This is a genomic window from Rhizobium sp. TH135 (assembly GCF_002855515.1).
GTDB lineage: Bacteria > Pseudomonadota > Alphaproteobacteria > Rhizobiales > Rhizobiaceae > Allorhizobium.
Genome location: NZ_PKRP01000005.1, coordinates 46,848 through 65,425, shown reverse-complemented (window position 1 = coordinate 65,425; position 18,578 = coordinate 46,848). Strand labels below are relative to the sequence as shown.

Sequence of the window (18,578 nt, the reverse complement as noted above, 5' to 3'; positions counted from 1 at the left end):
TCAACATGCGAGTTTTCGTCAATCGTCCAGCAGGCCGTCTGTGCGGGCCGGATCGGAGCGAATGAGGTCGATTTCATAGATCGTGCGCATGACCGTCAGCCGTGCCGTGATCGTGGTCAGAAGTGCGATGACGATCATGGTTGCGAAGATGCCGATATAGCCGCCCCAGCCGATGGTGAAGGTGCCGAAAAGTGCCGTCGCCTGGTCGCTTTCCGGGGTCGCCAGCGACCGGCTCTGCCAGAAACTGGCCAGCGCAAAGAAGGCAGCGGCGAGCAAACCGCCGGCGGCCGCTCCCTTGAGGCTGATCTTGAGGAAGTGCTTCTGAAACTCCTGGGCGACGAAGCTTCCCTCAGCGCCGACAAAATGCAGCACCTCGATGATATGACGATTGCCCGACAGGGCGCCGCGGGTCGCAAAGATGACCGTCAGCACCATGGCGGTGAAGACCAGGATCAGGATACCGGAGCCGATCAGCACGGTCGTGTTTGCCATCTGCACCAGTCGGTCGACCCAGGTGCGGTGGTCGTCGAGGAAAGCCTGTGGGACCTCCACTTTGAGCAGTGCGCGCATCGCCTCGAAATCCGGCGGATTGGTCTCGTCGATGGTGATGACGATCAGGCGCGGTACCGGCAGGTCTTCGAGATTGAGGCCGGTGCCGAGCCAGGGTTCGAGCAGGCGGGCCGTGGCGCTGTCGTCCATGATCTGGCCGTCGCGCGTGCCGACAAAGGTCATCGCCAGGTCGCGGGCCTTGACCAGTGCTGCTCCCATGTCGAGCCCGTCCTCGGGCGTGATCTGAATGGTGATTTCGCGGGAAATCTGGCTTTGCCAGCTCGATGCAGTCGCCCGCACCATCGAGACGCCGCCCAGCGTCAGGCAGGCGAGGAAGGCCATGATGGCGATCACCACCAGCAGCGCATTGCCCTGAATGTTGGAAGGCGGCAGGATCGGGCCAGTCGGCCTCACCGTCATCTCGACGCGGCGCTTCTTCTGGCCAGAGTTCTGGTTTGTGCTCGGGTTCGTGTTCTGGGCGATCTCATTCATAGATGTCGAGCCGCCCGTCGGTGAGGATCATGCGGCGCGCATCCACCTGGTCCATCAGCGCGAGATCGTGGGTCGCGATGACCACGGCCGTGCCGAGGCGGTTCAGTTCCAGGAAGAGGCTGAGCAGGCGCCGTGCCATGGGCGGATCGACATTGCCCGTCGGCTCGTCGGCGAGCAGGATTTCCGGCCGGTCGATCAGCGCACGGGCAATCGCTACACGCTGCTTCTCCCCGCCCGAGAGCACCGGCGGCAGCACGTTGATGCGCTCGCCAAGGCCTACCCATTTCAAGAGTTCGATGACGTCCTGCCGGTAGGTCTGCTCGGCCTTGCCACGCACGCGCAGTGGCAGCGCCACGTTCTCATAGGTCGTCAGGTGATCGAGCAGGCGGAAATCCTGGAAGACGATGCCCACCCGGCGACGCAGCATCGGCAGCTCGCTCCGCGGAATGCTGGTGATATCACGCCCGAAGCTGCGGATCAGGCCGCGCGTCGGCTGCAGCGACATGAACAACAGGCGCAGGAGTGTTGTCTTGCCGGCGCCGGACGGACCAGTCAGAAACTGGAAGGACCCTTTCGGCAGGTCGAAGGTCAGGTCGCGGAGGATCTCCGGTCCCATTCCATAGCGCAGGCCGACATTTTCGAAATGGATCAAAGGGGGCCCAGTCTGACGTGTCCGAGGTCTGGGGCACGTAAACGAAGATCGTCAACGGCCGGTAAACATGCTCCCGGATCCCAGGCTTTTCCGCCCGTCTTTCCGAAGCATTAACCATTTGAATTTACGTCTGGAGAGGATTCGTTTCAACCGCCGACTTTCGGGGTATCCGATTTGGCTGTGCGAAAGGTCCGCACGCATGAGCGCTTTCCGTCATCAGAAGCAGGCCGCAGCCGCGGACCTCGACCTCCTGCCGCCGGATCGTGCCCGCCGCCGGATCGAGCCGCAGCAGCGCATGGGTCGTCCCGACGTTGTTGACGCGCAGTTCGTCACGGTGCGCGAGACGCCCAAGCCGTCGCCGCGTCCGGCCGTAGCGCCCACAGTCGCGGCCACTCCCTCTGATATCAGCGCTCTGCTGCGCACAGTCATCGAACGCGTGGAAACCCGCCTTCAGCGGCTTTCTGATGTCGCCTTCTCGCTTCTTGTCGCGATCGCCTTCGTGTCGATGTTCTCGCTGGCCGGCCAGCTTGTCTTCGGCAGTGGCGAACATCCGGAAATCGCCGCCAAGCCGCTCGACTTCACCCATGTGAACCTGACACCACAGGACCGCAACGGCATGCGCGTACTGCTGCTGAACGCGATCGTCGAAAACCGTACCGGCCGCGAGGTGACGCTTCCCAAGCTCCGCGCCGATCTGCTCATCGACGGTCAGGTCATTGCCAGCACCTATATCGAGCCGCCGGTGGACAGTCTTGATGGTGGCGAGAGCCGCGGGATTGTCACCCGGCTCCAGCATCCTGGTGGAAAAATGCCGGAAGTCCGGCTTTCCTTCGAAGAGGCGGGTGCCTAAGGCGCCGCCAGTGTGCTAAGGCCCGTGCCTTTCCGGCAGATCGCCGGCTCAAGGACCTCAGGTCGACACGCTAGGAGTTTCCCATGCCCGTTGTTCGCGGAAAGAACATCGAACCGCTCTTTACCGCCGAGCAGATCCGGCAGCGTAATCTCGAACTCGCCCAGGATATCATCAAGGGTCCCTGCGACGACCTTCTGGTCATCTCGGTGCTCAAGGGCTCCTTCATCTTCGCCGCGGACCTCATTCGTGCGTTGCATGATGTCGGTCTCGCTCCCGAGGTCGAGTTCATCACCCTGTCCAGCTATGGCACAGGCACCGTGTCCCAGGGCGTGAAGATCATCAAGGACATCGACAGTGACGTGAAGGGGCGCAACATCCTCCTCATCGACGACATTCTCGAGTCCGGCCGTACCCTGCTTTTCGCCAAGGAACTGATGTTCGAGCGGGGTGCCGCCAACGTCACGATCGCCGTCCTCCTCGACAAGAAAGTGAAGCGAAAAGAAGTGTTTGAGGCTGATTATGTCGGCTTTGAATGCCCCGATTATTTCGTTGTCGGTTACGGCATGGACGTGGCCTATGCGTTCCGCGAATTGCCCTTCGTCGGCGTGGTCACCGGCGACGCTTAAGCTGTTCCAGAAGGGAACATCTGACCATTCGACGGCAGTGAGCTGTTAACCATCGCGCGGGACGAGGCGTCCCGCGTTTACCACTCGACAAGGAAAGTCTGGTGATTTGCCTCTCGCAAGGCTCAAAGGACGCGGGAGAAGACTTCAACCATGGCGAGAATCCTCATCACCGAAGACGAAGACTCCCTCCGCTCTTTCGTGGCGCGTGCGCTTCGCCTCGATGGCCATGAGACACACGAGGCTGCTGATGGTGCCGAAGGTCTCGAAAAGCTTTCCGAAAGCGCCTTCGACCTCTTGCTCTCCGATATCCGCATGCCCGTCATGGACGGCATCGAGCTTGCGCATCGCGCCCATTCCGAATTTCCCGAGATGAAGATCCTGCTGATGACCGGCTATGCCGAACAGCGCGAGCGCGCCGACGATCTTTCCTCGAAGATCGTCGATGTCGTCTCCAAGCCCTTCGCGCTTCCGGATATCCGCAAGGCCGTGGCTTTGGCGCTTGCGGGCTAAAAACCACCGAACATATCGATGAACAAACAAACGCCCGCTGATGCGGGCGTTGTCATTTCTGCAAAATCGCTACGGCCTCACTGGATGTCCAGTAGCCGCTCAAGATAGCGCCGTTCGATCTCGGGGCTGGAGTTCTCGCCGAGCTTCTCGCGGATGGCTTCCAGGATCTCCCGGGCGCGCTGGACGTCGATCTCGTCGGGAACCTTGACCTGTTCGCCGAAATCAGGGCCGCTGGTGGCACGCGGGCGACCCAGCGGGTCGCGGCCATCCTGGTTGCCCTGACCCTGGCCCATCTGCGGACCCTGACCGCCCTGGCCCTGCTGCGCCTGCATCATCTGGTTCATCATGTCACGGGCGCCCTGGCGCAGCGCCTCCATGGCGCGTCCCTGGCCTTCTACGGCCGGACCGCCCTGACCCTGGCCGAGAGCTTCGCCGGCGCCCTGCATTTCCTGCTGCGCCTCACCGAAGCCGGGACCCGGTTCCATGCCGAGACCCTTCAGGCCCTCCTGCAATTCGCCTAGCTGCTGGCCGAGCTGCTCCTGCTGTTCGCGCAACTGCCTCAGCGCCTCACGCAGCTGCTCTGCGGTCATGCCATCGAGGTTCTGCTGGCCCTGCTCGCCTTGCTGTCCCTGTTGACCCTGCTGGCCTTGCTGTTGCTGACCCTGCTGCTGCTGGCCCTGGGCACCTTCCTCGCCCTGCTGCGGGTCTCCGCGCTGCATGCGGTCGCGCAGGGCCTGGTCGAGGCGGAATGTCTCGTCCATCAGCCGCTGCTGCTCCTGCATGATCTCGCCGAGCTTGTCGATCTGGCGGCGAGCCTCGCTGTTCTGTTGCTGCTGGCCCTGCTGCGGACGGCCTGCCTGCAGGTTGTTCATCATGCGCTGCAGTTCCGACAGAAGCTGCTGCGCCTGGTCGCGATTGCCGGAGCGCGCCAGGTTCTCCAGCTGGTCGAGCATGTTGTCGAGATCCTGTTGGCGTAGCATGTTCTCGGCATTCTGCTGCGGCTCGCCCTGCTGATTGGGCATGCGCTCGGCCAGCGCCTGGAGGAACTCCTGCATCGCGGAGCGCAGCTCGGCCATCAGCCGCTGGATTTCCTCGTCGGATGCACCGTTCTCCAGCGCATCGGACAGTGCCTGCTGGGCGTCGCGCAGACGGCGTTCGGCCAGCGACAGATCGCCGTCCTCCATGCCAAGCGCGATTTCCCAGAGATAGTCTGCGGTATCCTTAAGCAGTTCCTCGCCGCGCGCCATGGACATACGAGCACGGGCGCTTTCCAGCGCGATGAAGTTGCCAAGATCAGGGATGGTCTCGTCGGCGCGCAGCACGATGGCCTCGTTGAAGGCGATCGCCTGGGGCATCTGGCGGGTGTCGAGCGCAAAGATCTGCCGCTGCTCGGCCACGGAAGCCGCCAGCGGTTCGTTGAAATTGCGCGCGGGCAGCTGCATCTCGACCGGTTCGCTGCGCCCCGTCTGGCCGGCGCCGTCGGTCGCGACCAGCGTGATCGTCACCATCTGGCCGGCGAGCGGGTGTTCGGTGATGTTGCGGCTCGCAACACCCTTGGTGTCGCGGGCATTGTGGCGCGGCAGGTCGAGCTTGTAGTCTGGCAGCGGATAGAGCGGGGTCGCGCCCGGCTGCTGCTCGATCGGCATGATCTCGGCATGGGCCTCACGCAGGCCGTAGTCGTCCTTGGCGAGGAAGGCGATCTCCAAAGCGCCGTTGATTGCGCGGCGCGGCACGCCGTCGAAGGCGATTTCCGGTGCCTTGTCCGGCGTCACGCCGATGGTCCAGGTGCGGTCGGCAACGCGCAGTTCGCCGGCTTCCGCCAGTTCCAGCTCGTGCGTGCGTGCGACCATCGGGGCGTTTGGCGCGGGCGCCGGCGGCGGGGTCGGGACGACCGTCTGACTGATTGCGTCTGTCTCGGAGCCGGCCGTGGGCCTGCGGGCCGCATCGTCCTTCTCCGCCACGTCGAGGACTGCGCCATCAGACTGTTTGACGAAGAGAACCTTCTCGTCGGAAACCCCGCCGCTGATGCGCACGGTGATCTTCGACTTCTGCGGCACGGTCACGCCGGCCGCATCCTGTGTGCCGAGGCCGGACAGGAAGACCGGCGGCTGGCCGGTATAGCCCGGCGGCGTGATCCAGGCATCGATGCGGATCGTCGGCGCCTCGCTCTCCGGCACATGCTGGCGGAAGGCATCGGCAATCTGCCCGGCGCCATTGGAGCCGGAATAGGCGAGGGCCGTGACGAAGAGCAGGGCCGGCACGGCGCGCAGGGCATAGCGGTCATAGCGGGCGATGTCGGGCTGTGGCAGGCCGGCATCGAGCGCTGCGATGCGCTCTGCCATGCGCCGCTGGTGCTCCTGCCAGAGTGCCCGGGCAAAGGGCGTCTCGGCGGAGAGCTGGTCGTCCTGGACCGCCACCGGCTGGTGGGCGAGGCCATTGCGCTCCTCCAGCAGCCGGTCGGCTTCCGGAATGCTCGGCAGACGCACTTTGAGGAAGGGCAGGAAGGAGGCGACAAACGCAAAGACGAGGATGAAGACGATCGCGAGGCGGAGGAGATCCGGCACTTCGCGGTAGACGCCGAACCAGGCAAGCGAGACGAAGAGGGCGGCAATGCCGGCGACCGGCAGGAAGAGCGGCAGCAGGCGCTCGGCAAACAGCACGGAACGGGCAAGCACACGTTTCACGCCAACGCGACGCGCGAGCGCAGGGTCGTCCTTGAAGGCGCCTTTCCTGTGGCTGGCCGGGCGGGAATAGCTCATCCGTCTGGTCTCCGAGAGCGCCGCGCGTCAGACACGGCTGATTGTTCTCGAAGATAGCAGTCTTTGTGGCGAAGACGAGGGCGGCAAGGATGAGGCGAGGGTTTTTCCCGCCTCATCGCCGAATTGTGAATGGATCAGGCCAGCCAGTCGGGCACGCTGTCGAGCGCGATCAGGTCCTCATAGGTCGGACGCGGGCGAATCACGTGGAACTCGTCGCCGTTCACCAGCACCTCCGGCACCAGCCGGCGGGTGTTGTAGGTGCCCGCCTGCACGGCGCCATAGGCACCGGCGGAGCCGACGGCGATCAGATCGCCGGGCTTCGGCATCGCCATCTCGCGGTCGAGCGCCAGATAGTCGCCGGTCTCGCAGACGGGACCCACCACATCGGCCTTGATGCGCGGCGCGTTCGCCGCCGAAATCACCACGGGCTTGATCTCGTGATAGGCCTCATAGAGCGTTGGGCGAATGAGGTCGTTCATCGCGCCGTCGACGATGACGAAGGTCTTGTCGCCGCCGTCCTTCACATAGATGACCTCGGTCACCAGGATGCCCGCATTGCCGACGATCAGGCGGCCGGGCTCAGTGACGATGCGGCAGTTGAGGCTCGACAGCTGATCCTTGACGATCCGGGCATAGGCGTCTGGTTCCGGCGGCGGGTTGTTGTCGTCCTTGTAGGGAATGCCGAGGCCACCGCCGACGTCGACGTGATCGATGCTGTGGCCGTCGCCGCGCAGCGTCTCGACGAGTTCGCGCAGCAGGCCGAAGGCGTCCTCGAAGGGCTGCAGATCGGTGATCTGGCTGCCGATATGCATGTCGATGCCGGTCACCTGGATGCCTTCTAGGCTAGCCGCACGGGCATAGACGGCGCGGGCCCGGTCGAAGGAGATGCCGAACTTGTTTTCCTTCTTGCCCGTCGAGATCTTGGCATGGGTCTTGGCATCGACGTCAGGATTGACGCGGAAGGAGACGTGGGCCTTTTTGCCGGCCTTGATCGCGCGCTGGTTCAGGACTTCCAGTTCCGGCTCGCTCTCGACGTTGAAGCAATAGATGCCGGCTTCAAGTGCTAAATCCATCTCGCTCGGCGTCTTGCCGACGCCGGAGAACATGATGCGCTCTGCGGGGATGCCGGCGGCGAGTGCACGGCGGAGTTCGCCTTCCGAGACCACGTCGACGCCGGCGCCGAGACGACCCAGCGTCTTCAGGACGGCCTGGTTGGAATTGGCTTTCATCGCATAGCAGACGAGGGCATCGACGCCGTCGAAGGCCTTGGAGAAGACCTTGTAGTGACGCTCCAGCGTTGCGGTCGAATAGCAGTAGAAGGGTGTGCCGACGCTGCGCCCAATCTCAGGAATTGCCACGCCCTCGGCGTAGAGAACGCCGTCGCGATACTCGAAGTGGTTCACGGGTTAAGCCCTGTCAAAGAAGCGGATCGAGGAGGAAGGGGGTGTCGGGGGTCTTTTCGGCCTCGACGCCGCGCTTGTTCTGCTGGTCGACCGGCGTGCTCGGCGGGTCGAGATCGCCCTTGCGGCCGCAAGCGGACAGAGCCAGCGAGGCGGCCAGTACGAGAGAGAGCGTCAGCGTCGTGCGTTTCAGCGAATTCACCATGACCCGGTCCATGAAGATATTGTTGTGCTAGCCTGTACAGAAAAAAGGGGCGCTTGTGCACCCCTGATCTCGTGATGTGTCCCGCATGTGCGCGTGATCGATTGCCCTGTCAGTTGCGCGCACGCCACCAGGCGATCTGCTTCCTGACTTCCGACGGTGCCGTGCCGCCAAAGCTCTTGCGGCTGGCAACCGAGGCTTCCACGGTCAAAACATTGAAAACGTCGGCCGTAATCGCTGAATTGATGCTCTGCAGCTCTTCCAGCGAAAGCTCGGCGAGATCGCAGCCCTTCTTCTCGGCCATGGCCACCGCATTGCCGGTCACATGGTGCGCGTCGCGGAAGGGCAGGCCGGCTTCGCGGACCAGCCAGTCGGCCAGGTCCGTCGCGGTCGAGTAACCCGAACCGGCAGCTGCCTTCATCTTGTCGGTGCGGATGGTCATGTCGGTGACCATGCCGGTCATCGCGGCAATTGCCAGTTCCAGGCTTTCGGCGGCGTCGAAGACCTGTTCCTTGTCTTCCTGCATGTCCTTGGAATAGGCGAGCGGCAGGCCCTTCATCACGGTCAGAAGTGCGATCAGCGAGCCGTTGATGCGGCCGGTCTTGGCGCGCACCAGTTCGGCTGCGTCCGGGTTCTTCTTCTGCGGCATGATCGAGGAGCCGGTGGAGAAGGCATCCGATAGGCGGATGAAGCCGAATTGCGGCGTCGACCAGATGACGATCTCTTCCGCCAGTCGCGAAAGGTGCACGGCGGCAATCGAGGCAATCGAGAGGAATTCGAGCGCAAAGTCGCGGTCGGACACAGTGTCGATCGAGTTGCGGGTCGGCTCGCGGAAGCCAAGTGCCTGCGCCGTCATGTGGCGGTCAATCGGATAGCCGGTGCCGGCAAGGGCTGCAGCGCCGATCGGGCTTTCGTCCAAGTGTTCGATCGCGTGACGCACGCGCTGGCGGTCGCGGCCAAACATCTCGACATAGGCCATGCAGTGGTGGCCAAAGGTCACCGGCTGTGCCGTCTGGAGATGGGTGAAGCCGGGCATGACGGTGTCGGCATGTTCTTCGGCACGGTCGAGGAAGGCGGCGATCAGGCCGGAAAGCGCCTGTTCCGTCTTCTGCAGCTCTTCCTTTACCCAGAGGCGGAAATCGAGGGCCACCTGGTCGTTGCGCGAGCGGGCCGTATGGAGACGACCGGCGGCGGAGCCGATCAGGTCGGCAAGGCGTGCCTCGACGTTCATATGGATGTCTTCGAGCTTGCGCGAGAAGACGAACTGGCCGCTTTCGATCTCTGACAGGATCGTGTCCAGGCCGTGAAGGATCTTGTCTTTATCTTCGGCCGAGATGATGCCTTGGTGCGCCAGCATGGTCGCATGCGCCTTTGAGCCGCGGATATCCTGGGCGTAAAGCTTCTTGTCGAAACCGATGGAGGCATTTATCTCCTCCATGATGGCCGAAGGGCCGGAGGCGAAGCGACCGCCCCACATCTGGTTGGAGGATTTGGTGTCTTTTGTGCCCTCGGCCATGGAATGCCCGTCCTGGAGAATGACATGACAGAAAAAAGACCTGAGCGTCTTTTCCCCACCAAGCTGGTTGCGATCGCGGCGGTGGCCGGCATCGTCGCCGGCGCGGCTGCGGTATACGTGAGAGAGACCACGTCTGGCAATGCCGTGGAGACCGCCGATGCCGCGCAATGCGAGGGTTCTGTCGCCAAGGCCGAGGCGCTGACCCCTTATCTGAAGGGCGATGTCGCGGCGATGATCCCAGTCAGCGAGCCGAAGCTCATCCAGGGCCTGACCTTCCAGGACAAGGCGGGCGCTCCGATGACCATGGCCAACTTCGCGAATAAGACGGTGCTGATCAATCTCTGGGCCACCTGGTGCGTGCCCTGCCGCGAGGAAATGCCGGCGCTCAACAACCTGCAGGAGGCGGCCGGCGGTGAAGCCTTCCAGGTGCTTGCGATCAACATCGATACCGGCGATGTCGAAAAGCCCCAGACGTTCCTCGAAGAGACGGGCGTCGATGCGCTCGGTCTCTACCGCGATGCCTCGATGGGCGTCTTCAACCAGCTGAAGCGCGAAGGTCTTGCCTTCGGCCTCCCGGTGACGCTGCTCGTCAATGGTAAAGGCTGCCTGCTCGGTAGCATGAATGGCCCGGCCGCGTGGGACGGCACTGACGCCAAGGCGCTGGTGACGGCTGCTGCGACCGGAAGCTGATCTCCTCCGCAGCTTGCCGCTGTCTCAGTCCTGAAAGACGCGTGGCCGGAGGATCTCGATGAAGCCCTCATCGCCCTTGGCTCTGGCAAATTCCGGCGACGCGTCGAATTCGACGATCGTGTCGCCTGCCGTCCTGGCCAGCACCCGGCGCGAGCCTGGGCGGTCGAGAACGCGCTGGATGGTCGCCGCCACACCCTTGGACGCATCGTCGCTCCAGACGACATCGGTGGGACGGAACAGCAATTCCGCTGGCCCGTCCTTCAGGCCGTCTGCCGCATAGGTCATGTTGCCGACGGCAGCTTTGCCGTTGGAAACGGTTGCCATCAGCGCGTTGGTGTCGCCGAGGAAGCGCATGACGAAGGCGTTCGCCGGCTGGCGGCAGACCTCTTCCGGCGTGCCCTGCTGCACGATCTTGCCCTTGTCGAGGATGACGACGCGGTCGGCGAGGTCGAGGGCCTCTTCCTGGTCATGCGTGACGAAGAGCGTGGTGATGCCGAGCTCGTCATGGATCGAGCGCAGCCAGCGACGCAGGTCGCGGCGGACGTTGGCGTCGAGTGCGCCGAAAGGCTCGTCGAGCAACAGCACGCGCGGATCGACGGCGAGTGCACGGGCAAGTGCTACGCGCTGACGCTGGCCGCCGGAGATCTGGCCGGGGAAGCGCTCGCCCAATCCGGCAAGCTGCACGAGTGAGAGCAGTTCTTCGACGCGGCGGTCTATGTCTGCGGTCGAGCGCTTCACCTTCGAGACCTGCATGCCGAAGGCGATGTTCTCGGCCACCGTCATATGCGGAAACAGCGCATAATGCTGGAAGACGAAGCCTACGCCGCGATCGCGGACGGGAATGTTTGTCGCATCCTCCTCGCCGAAATGGATCTGGCCGCCATCGGCAAATTCGAGGCCGGCCACCATGCGTAGAATGGTCGTCTTACCGGAGCCCGAGGGGCCGAGCAGCGCCACCAGTTCGCCGCTCTTGATGTCGAGCGAGACGCCATGCACGGCGCGGAAGGTTTCGAAGGTCTTGACGACCGTGTCGAGGCGAATGTTCACGAATTCATCTCCGAAGTAGTACCGGCGAGCGTCGCCGGGCGGCTTCTGCGACCGGCGCCCTGGCGTTCGAGGAAGACCTTGACCACCAGCGTCACGAGCGCCAGCGTCGCGAGGATTGAGGCAGCCGCGAAGGCGCCGACGGCGTTGTAGTCCTGGTAGAGCAGTTCAATATGCAGCGGCAGCGTGTTGGTCTGGCCGCGGATGTTGCCGGAGACGATCGACACGGCGCCGAATTCGCCCATCACACGCGCATTGCAGAGAACGATGCCGTAGAGCAGCGCCCATTTGATGTTTGGCAGTGTCACCGAGACGAAGGTGCGGAAGCCGCTCGCACCCAGTGAGGTTGCCGCCTCTTCGAGATCTCGGCCCTGGGCCTGCATCAACGGGATCAGCTCACGCGCCACAAAGGGTGCCGTCACGAACATCGAGGCAAGCACGATGCCCGGCAGGGCAAAGAGGATCTTCAGCCCGGCGCTGTCGAGGGCGGGGCCGAAGATGCCCTGCAGGCCGTAGACGAAGAGATAGGCAACGCCTGCCACGACCGGCGAGACGGAGAAGGGGATCTCGATCAGGATGGTCAGGATGCGCTTGCCGCGAAAATCATGCTTGGTGATCGCCCAGGCAGCTGCCACGCCGAAGATGGTGTTCAGCGGCACGGCGATCAGCGCGGTGAGCACCGTCAGCCCGATTGCATGGCCGGTGTCCGGATCCGCGATCGTCTCCAGAAAGAACGGCACGCCCTTGGAGAAGGCCTCGATGCCGATGACGGCCAGCGGTGCCACGATGAAGAAGGCGACCAGAACGAGGACCAGACCGATCAGCGTGTATTTGAAGAGCGGCGCATCGCCGACCCGTGGCGGGCGTCTTGTCTTTGTGACGTGGCTCATGGTTCAGCCTTTCACCGTGTAGCGCAGCGCGCGGGCCTGCAGATAGTTGGTTACCGCCAGCATGACGAAGGCGGCAATCAGCATGACCGAGGCAATCGCGGCCGAGGCCGGATAGTCGTATTCCTCGAGCCGGATGAAGGCGAGGAGCGCCGTAATCTCGGTCGAGAAGGGCTGGTTGCCGGCAATGAAGATGATCGCGCCGAATTCGCCAAGGCTGCGCGCGAAGGCGAGCGAGGTGCCGGCAAGAAGGGCCGGCGTCAGAAGCGGCAGGATCACGCGGCGGAAGATCGACAGGTCGCTGGAGCCGAGCGTCTGGCCGGCCTCTTCGAGCGCCGGGTCGAGCTCTTCCAGCACCGGCTGCACCGTGCGCACGATGAAGGGCAGGCTGGTGAAGGCCATGGCGACCATGATGCCGAGCGGGGTGTAGGCGACCTTGATGCCGATTTCGGCAAGTGCCGATCCGAACCAGCCATTGGAGGCAAAGAGCGTGGTGAGCGAAATGCCGGCGACCGCCGTCGGAAGCGCAAAGGGCAGGTCGACGAGGGCGTCGATGATACGGCGACCGGGGAAACGATAGCGCACAAGCACCCAGGCGAGAGCCAGGCCGAAGACGAGGTTGAACAGGGTCGCGACCAGCGCCGAGCCGATCGTCACGCCATAACTCGCGACAGCACGGTCCGAGGAGACGATGCGCCAGTAGTCTGATGGTCCGAGGCTCGCCGCCTTGAAGATCAGGGCTGCCAGCGGCAACAGGATGATGATCGCGGCATAGACCAGCGTGATCCCGAGGGACAGTCTGAAGCCCGGCAATACGCGGCGTTTCAACGTCGTCGTCCTTTCATGAGAAAACCGGCGGAGCGCCCGCCGGTCCTGACATCGATCGAATACCGTGCTTAGCGGCTGCCATAAATCCCATCAAGGATGCCGCCCTCGGCAAAGTGCTCCGCAGAGACCTTATCCCAGCCGCCGAAGGCATCTTCGACGGTCACGAGGCGGATCTCCGGGAACTGGTCCTTGTATTCGGCAGCGACCGCCTCGTCATGGACGCGGTGGCCGAATTCGGCGGCGATCTTCTGGCCCTCGGGCGAGTAGAGGAAGTCGAGATACTTCTTGGAAAGCTCCTGGCTGCCCTTGGCATCGGCAACCTTGTCGACGATCGCGACCGGGAATTCGGCAAGCAGGCTCATCGACGGCACCACCTGCTGGAACTTGTCCTCGCCATACTGCTTGGCGATCGACTTGGTCTCGGCTTCGAAGGTGATGATCACGTCGCCGGTCTCGCGCTCGACGAACGTCGTCGTCGCGGCGCGGCCACCAGTGTCGAAGACCGGCACGTTGTCGAAGATCTTGTCGACGAATTCCGTCACCTTGGCCTCGTCGCCGGCGAACTTCTCTTTCGCGTAAGCTGTTGCCGCCAGATAGGTGTAGCGGGCATTGCCCGAGGTCTTCGGGTTGGGGAAGATTACCTGAACGTCGTCACGGGCGAGATCGTCCCAGTCCTTGATCCCCTTCGGATTGCCGGCGCGCACCAGGAAGGACGGGAAGGAGTAGAAGGGCGAGGCGTTGTTCGGGAATTCGCCCTGCCAGCCTTCGTTGATGAAGCCGTTCTTGGCGAGGAACTCGACGTCGGTCACCTGGTTGAAGGTCACGACATCGGCTTCCAGTCCCTCAACGATGGCGCGTGCCTGACGCGAGGTGCCGCCATGCGACTGGTCGATGCTGACGCCCGGATTGGCCTTGATGAAGGCTTCGTTCTGGGCGGCGAAGATTTCGCGGGCGATGTCGTAGGAGGCGTTCAGCAGCTTGTCGGCAGCACTGGCCGAAACCGGCAGGGAAAGGGCGGCGATGGCGGCGCTCAGGAGGAGGAGGCGTTTCATGAACTTGGTCTCCGGTATGCGGGGGATCGGTATCTGCCCCGCAAACTAGAGGGTCGGCCCGTCTCTTCCGAGGAATGGCCGACCAATGATCACCCCGAGGGGCAAATATCTTTCCGCCGGAGGGTGCCCCGCCGGAATGGGTAATCAGCGGGTGGGAACCGGCACTTCGCCGCGATAGTCGTAGAAGCCGCGGCCCGACTTGCGACCGAGCCAGCCGGCCTCGACATATTTGACCAGCAGTGGGCAGGGGCGATACTTCGAGTCCGACAGGCCTTCATGCAGCACCTGCATGATCGAAAGGCAGGTGTCGAGGCCGATGAAATCGGCGAGCTGCAGCGGCCCCATCGGATGGTTGGCGCCAAGCTTCATCGCCGTGTCGATGGCTTCCACCGAGCCCACGCCTTCATAGAGCGTGTAGATCGCCTCGTTGATCATCGGGAGCAGGATGCGGTTGACGATGAAGGCGGGGAAGTCTTCGGCCACCGTGATCGTCTTGTCGAGCGAGGAGACGAACTCCTTGGCTGTCTTGAAAGTCGTCTCGTCGGTCGCGATGCCGCGCACCAGTTCGACGAGCTTCATGACCGGGACCGGGTTCATGAAGTGAATGCCCATGAAGCGCTCCGGCCGATCGGTGGCCGATGCAAGCCGGGTAATGGAAAGCGAAGATGTGTTGGTCGCAATCAGCGCCTCGGGCTTCAGCACCGGGCAGAGGGCCGCAAAGATCTTGCGCTTGACGCTTTCGTCCTCGGTCGCCGCCTCGATGACGAGATCGGCTGCGGCAAGGTCGTTGACGTCGGACGAACCGGAGATCAGCGCCAGTGCTTCCTTGCGCTGATCGTCGGTGATCTTGCCGTTGGTCACTTGACGGGCGAGGTTGCCGTTGATGGTGGCCAAGCCCGCTTCGATCCGCTCCTTGGAGAGATCGTAGATCGTGACCTTGTAGCCGGCGGCGGCGGAGACCTGGGCAATGCCACAGCCCATCTGGCCGGCACCCACGACACCCACATTGCTGATCTTGTCCGTCATCGTCTCGCTCCTCACCCGTTCTCGTCTTCACTCAAGAAGATGGCACCGACAAAAATGCCGGACCCGCTGTCGCGGACCCGGCTGATTGATAGACCGCAAAGGGTTCTTTGACCAGTCCTTTCGCAGCTGCGAGATGGTGCTTAGAGCGCCTTCTCGAGCTCCGGCAGGGCTTCGAAGATGTCGGCGACGAGGCCGTAATCGGCGACCTGGAAGATCGGGGCTTCCTCGTCCTTGTTGATGGCGACGATGACCTTGGAGTCCTTCATGCCGGCGAGATGCTGGATGGCACCCGAGATGCCGCAGGCGATGTAGAGCTGCGGGGCAACCACCTTGCCGGTCTGGCCAACCTGCCAGTCGTTCGGGGCGTAGCCTGCGTCGACCGCCGCACGGGACGCGCCGACGGCGGCACCCAGCTTGTCGGCGACGGGCAGGATGACTTCCTGGAACTTCTCCGAGGAGCCGAGGGCACGGCCGCCGGAAATGATGATCTTGGCCGAGGCCAGTTCCGGACGGTCCGAAGAGGACAGCGCGTCGGACACATGGCTCGAAACGCCGGGGTTTGCAGCGGCAGCAATGCTTTCCACGGCAGCGGATCCACCGTCGCCGGCAGCGGCGAAGGAGGCGGTACGGACCGTAATCACCTTCTTGGCATCGGTCGACTGCACGGTCTGGATGGCGTTGCCGGCATAGATCGGACGCTTGAAGGTGTCGGCAGAGACCACTTCAGTGATTTCCGAGACCTGCATGACATCGAGCAGAGCTGCGACGCGCGGCATCACGTTCTTGCCGACCGAGGTCGCAGCCGCGATGATTGTGTCGTAGGAGCCGGCAAGCGAGACGATGAGGGCCGCCAGCGGTTCCGCCAGGTTGTTGCCGAGCGACGCGTCGTCGGCGAGCAGCACCTTGGAGACGCCAGAGAGCTTGGCAGCCGCATCGGCGGCAGCCTTGGCGCCAGCACCGGCGACCAGCACATGCACGTCGCCGCCGATTTTCGTAGCAGCCGTCAGGGCCTTCGCGGTCTGTTCGGAAACGGTCGCGTTGTCGTGTTCTGCGAGAAGAAGAATAGCCATTTTACGTTTCTCCTGTCCGTTCCGCTTACAATACGCCGGCTTCGTTCTTGAGCTTGTCAACCAATTCGGCGACGCTCTTCACCTTGATGCCCGCCTTGCGACCACCCGGCTCTTCGGTCTTCAGCACCTTCAGGCGCGGAGCAACGTCGACGCCGAAGTCGGACGGAGCCTTCTTGTCGAGCGGCTTCTTCTTCGCCTTCATGATGTTCGGCAGCGAGGCATAACGCGGCTCGTTGAGGCGCAGGTCGGTGGTGACGATCGCCGGGAGCTTCACGTCGATGGTCTGCAGACCGCCGTCGACTTCGCGGGTCACGGTCGCTTTGTCGGCGCCGAGTTCGAGCTTGGAGGCAAACGTCGCCTGGCCCCAACCGAGGAGCGCCGCAAGCATCTGGCCGGTCTGGTTCGAATCGTCGTCGATTGCCTGCTTGCCGACGATGACGAGACCCGGAGCCTCGGCTTCGACCACGCCCTTCAGGAGCTTGGCGACGGCGAGCGGCTCAACGGCTTCGTCGGTTTCAATCAGGATGCCACGGTCAGCGCCCATGGCGAGTGCGGTGCGGATGGTTTCCTCGGCCTTGGCAGGACCGATCGAAACGACGACCACTTCCTCGGCCTTGCCGGCTTCCTTCAGCCGCAGGGCTTCCTCGACGGAGATCTCGTCGAAGGGGTTCATGGACATCTTGACGTTGGCGAGTTCGACGCCGGAACCATCAGGCTTGACGCGGATCTTGACGTTGTAATCCACAACCCGCTTGACTGGGACGAGTATCTTCATGGGTTCCTCTCTTCAAATCTTCCGCCGGAAAATGCGCTCACATGCGCTCCGCCGTTTGTCGATTGGCGACATCGATACGCATTTTTTTCCCAAACACAACGATCGATGCCGTTTGGCCGACAGCAATAATTGACGTTGACGTTCACGTCAATACAGCTGACCCGCGACCTGTTGTCATCGTCCCCAATGGGTGACCTTGCGGACCGGCTGGGTTGCCGGAGTTTCTGGGCGGAGTGCGCCGCCTGCTGCCTCGCCATCCGGCGCGTTTCCTGCGGGTCTCTGCCCCCAGGGCCCGACCGGCGCCACGTCGACGGTGGCAGCCTCATGCTCGACGGCGCGGGGTGTGACGATCGCGCGGTCGAAGAGGGGCACGCCCGGACGTCGCAAAAAGAGCACTAACAAGGCACCGGTGAGGATCCCGCCGACATGTGCACCCCAGGAGACATTGCTGCCTGCGTCGATCACCAGCATGACGAATTGCTGGCCGACCCAGAAGAGGAGCGGGATGAAGGCCGGAAGCGGCAGGGGAAAGCGCATGAAGACCAGCACCCAGACGCGCACCTTGGGATGCAGCATCAGATAGGCCGCGACGACGCCCGACACCGCGCCCGACGCCCCGATCAGCGGCGCTTCGCTGGCGGGCATCACCAGCCCATGCACCAGCGCACCGGCGGCCGCGCAGGCGAGGTAGAAGAACAGGAACTTGAGGTGCCCCATGGCGTCCTCGACATTGTCGCCGAAGACCCAGAGGAAGAGCATGTTGGACCCCAGATGCAGCCAGCTGCCATGCAGGAAAGAATAGGTGATGTAGGTCGCACTTTCCGGCACGAGCACCAGCCGTGGATCGAGCTCTGCGATATCGAAGGCGACGGCCGGGATGAACCCCATGCCATAGACCCCGATCTCATAAAGCGCCTCCGGCGCCAGCGTCGCCAGCGCATGGGTCACGACATTGGCAAGAATCAGCCCCAGCGTCACATATTGCCGGCGAATATGTTTGAGCGCGTTTCGGTCATGCAGGGGAATGAACATCGCGCCTCGTCGGGTTGGCGGGGTTGGGTCGGCGGATGCTAGCGCAGGTTGGGGTGTGGGGACAGAGGGGAAGGGGCGAGCGCCAGTTCCTCCTCTCCCCACTAAGGGCGAGTTAGGACGTTGCACGTGCTTGCTTGTGACTGGATCCTCAGGTCAAGCCCGAGGACGACGGAGTGTGAGGGGAGCGAATGGTATCCTCCTCTTCAGTCTCCATTGCACAACGTCGGAGGAGAATACCCTGATCCACCCCAGAAGGTCGTCATCCTCGGGCTTGACCCGAGGATCCAAACACAAGCCTTCTGAGACCAGACGGTCACGAAAGACCGCCCCATTCTCCAAAAAAAGGGGGACGAATTCCAAAAATCTCCCAGTAAAATCAAACCCCCACATGTTTTTTCATCCCCCACCAATTCCACCCTCGTAGATTCATCCCCGTCCCGCCCTCGGATACACCTGACGATGCGATGTCAGGCGAGGCGGGGCCGGCGCCGGGGGCGAGCACTCTCGCAGGTGCAGACCCCCGGCCCGCTGCAACGGTCTCCCTCCGGACGAAGGGCTTGACGAGGGTGATGGGGTCGGATGCTCCCCAAAACCTGGATACCCTGATCGGAAGGACGT

Annotated in this window: 18 protein-coding genes; 4 read left to right on the top strand and 14 right to left on the bottom strand. The window is 63.1% G+C overall.

Annotation, left to right across the window (positions count from 1 at the left end; translation table 11 throughout):
- Positions 1–18: 18 nt before the first annotated feature.
- Both C0V73_RS15490 and ftsE read right to left on the bottom strand, forming a co-directional pair.
- Complete coding sequence (locus tag C0V73_RS15490) at positions 19–969, bottom strand: ABC transporter permease (RefSeq protein WP_102021245.1); 951 nt, start codon at positions 967–969, stop codon at positions 19–21.
- 64 nt (positions 970–1,033) lie between these two features.
- Entirely contained in the window at positions 1,034–1,693 is a 660-nt protein-coding gene (gene ftsE / locus C0V73_RS15485) for a cell division ATP-binding protein FtsE (protein WP_102020914.1), read from the bottom strand.
- Between the two features lie 199 nt (positions 1,694–1,892).
- Here ftsE and C0V73_RS15480 point away from each other — a divergent pair, with 199 nt between their 5' ends.
- From C0V73_RS15480 to C0V73_RS15470, 3 genes are all read left to right on the top strand, one after another.
- The gene (locus C0V73_RS15480) at positions 1,893–2,543 is read left to right on the top strand and encodes a hypothetical protein (protein ID WP_102020913.1); all 651 of its coding nucleotides are present in this window, start codon (positions 1,893–1,895) and stop codon (positions 2,541–2,543) included.
- 83 nt (positions 2,544–2,626) lie between these two features.
- Positions 2,627–3,169: a hypoxanthine phosphoribosyltransferase gene (gene hpt / locus C0V73_RS15475; RefSeq protein WP_102020912.1), complete on the top strand. Its 543-nt coding sequence runs from the start codon at positions 2,627–2,629 to the stop codon at positions 3,167–3,169.
- 150 nt (positions 3,170–3,319) lie between these two features.
- Positions 3,320–3,679 carry a response regulator gene (locus C0V73_RS15470; RefSeq protein ID WP_102020911.1) on the top strand — a complete coding sequence of 120 codons (360 nt, stop codon included), beginning with the start codon at positions 3,320–3,322 and terminating at the stop codon, positions 3,677–3,679.
- A 77-nt stretch (positions 3,680–3,756) separates the two neighbouring features.
- Here C0V73_RS15470 and C0V73_RS15465 read toward each other — a convergent pair whose 3' ends face one another.
- The 4 genes from C0V73_RS15465 to argH form a co-directional block, all read right to left on the bottom strand.
- Entirely contained in the window at positions 3,757–6,438 is a 2,682-nt protein-coding gene (locus tag C0V73_RS15465; protein WP_102020910.1) for a TIGR02302 family protein, read from the bottom strand.
- A gap of 134 nt (positions 6,439–6,572) precedes the next feature.
- Complete coding sequence (gene lysA / locus C0V73_RS15460) at positions 6,573–7,841, bottom strand: diaminopimelate decarboxylase (protein ID WP_102020909.1); 1,269 nt, start codon at positions 7,839–7,841, stop codon at positions 6,573–6,575.
- Between the two features lie 13 nt (positions 7,842–7,854).
- Entirely contained in the window at positions 7,855–8,043 is a 189-nt protein-coding gene (locus tag C0V73_RS15455) for a lipoprotein (protein WP_229575016.1), read from the bottom strand.
- A gap of 109 nt (positions 8,044–8,152) precedes the next feature.
- Positions 8,153–9,556: an argininosuccinate lyase gene (gene argH, locus C0V73_RS15450; RefSeq protein ID WP_102020907.1), complete on the bottom strand. Its 1,404-nt coding sequence runs from the start codon at positions 9,554–9,556 to the stop codon at positions 8,153–8,155.
- A 24-nt stretch (positions 9,557–9,580) separates the two neighbouring features.
- Here argH and C0V73_RS15445 point away from each other — a divergent pair, with 24 nt between their 5' ends.
- Positions 9,581–10,246, top strand: coding sequence for a TlpA disulfide reductase family protein (locus C0V73_RS15445; RefSeq protein WP_102021244.1), 666 nt, complete (start codon positions 9,581–9,583; stop codon positions 10,244–10,246).
- A 24-nt stretch (positions 10,247–10,270) separates the two neighbouring features.
- On the opposite strand, the gene C0V73_RS15440 is transcribed toward C0V73_RS15445, so the two are convergent.
- The 8 genes from C0V73_RS15440 to C0V73_RS15405 all read right to left on the bottom strand — a co-directional run bounded on the left by C0V73_RS15440 (position 10,271) and on the right by C0V73_RS15405 (position 17,960).
- Positions 10,271–11,293, bottom strand: coding sequence for a sulfate/molybdate ABC transporter ATP-binding protein (locus C0V73_RS15440; RefSeq protein ID WP_102020906.1), 1,023 nt, complete (start codon positions 11,291–11,293; stop codon positions 10,271–10,273).
- The gene (gene cysW / locus C0V73_RS15435) at positions 11,290–12,180 is read right to left on the bottom strand and encodes a sulfate ABC transporter permease subunit CysW (protein WP_102020905.1); all 891 of its coding nucleotides are present in this window, start codon (positions 12,178–12,180) and stop codon (positions 11,290–11,292) included. Before cysW ends, C0V73_RS15440 begins: the two co-directional genes overlap by 4 nt.
- A 3-nt stretch (positions 12,181–12,183) precedes the next feature.
- The gene (gene cysT / locus C0V73_RS15430) at positions 12,184–13,005 is read right to left on the bottom strand and encodes a sulfate ABC transporter permease subunit CysT (RefSeq protein ID WP_102020904.1); all 822 of its coding nucleotides are present in this window, start codon (positions 13,003–13,005) and stop codon (positions 12,184–12,186) included.
- 68 nt (positions 13,006–13,073) lie between these two features.
- Positions 13,074–14,057, bottom strand: coding sequence for a thiosulfate ABC transporter substrate-binding protein CysP (gene cysP, locus C0V73_RS15425; protein WP_102020903.1), 984 nt, complete (start codon positions 14,055–14,057; stop codon positions 13,074–13,076).
- 144 nt (positions 14,058–14,201) lie between these two features.
- The gene (locus C0V73_RS15420; protein WP_102020902.1) at positions 14,202–15,083 is read right to left on the bottom strand and encodes a 3-hydroxybutyryl-CoA dehydrogenase; all 882 of its coding nucleotides are present in this window, start codon (positions 15,081–15,083) and stop codon (positions 14,202–14,204) included.
- 140 nt (positions 15,084–15,223) lie between these two features.
- Positions 15,224–16,153, bottom strand: coding sequence for an electron transfer flavoprotein subunit alpha/FixB family protein (locus C0V73_RS15415; protein WP_102020901.1), 930 nt, complete (start codon positions 16,151–16,153; stop codon positions 15,224–15,226).
- Positions 16,154–16,178: 25 nt separating this feature from the next.
- Positions 16,179–16,928 carry an electron transfer flavoprotein subunit beta/FixA family protein gene (locus C0V73_RS15410; RefSeq protein ID WP_102020900.1) on the bottom strand — a complete coding sequence of 250 codons (750 nt, stop codon included), beginning with the start codon at positions 16,926–16,928 and terminating at the stop codon, positions 16,179–16,181.
- A gap of 174 nt (positions 16,929–17,102) precedes the next feature.
- Complete coding sequence (locus C0V73_RS15405) at positions 17,103–17,960, bottom strand: rhomboid family intramembrane serine protease (protein WP_102020899.1); 858 nt, start codon at positions 17,958–17,960, stop codon at positions 17,103–17,105.
- Positions 17,961–18,578: the final 618 nt, after the last annotated feature.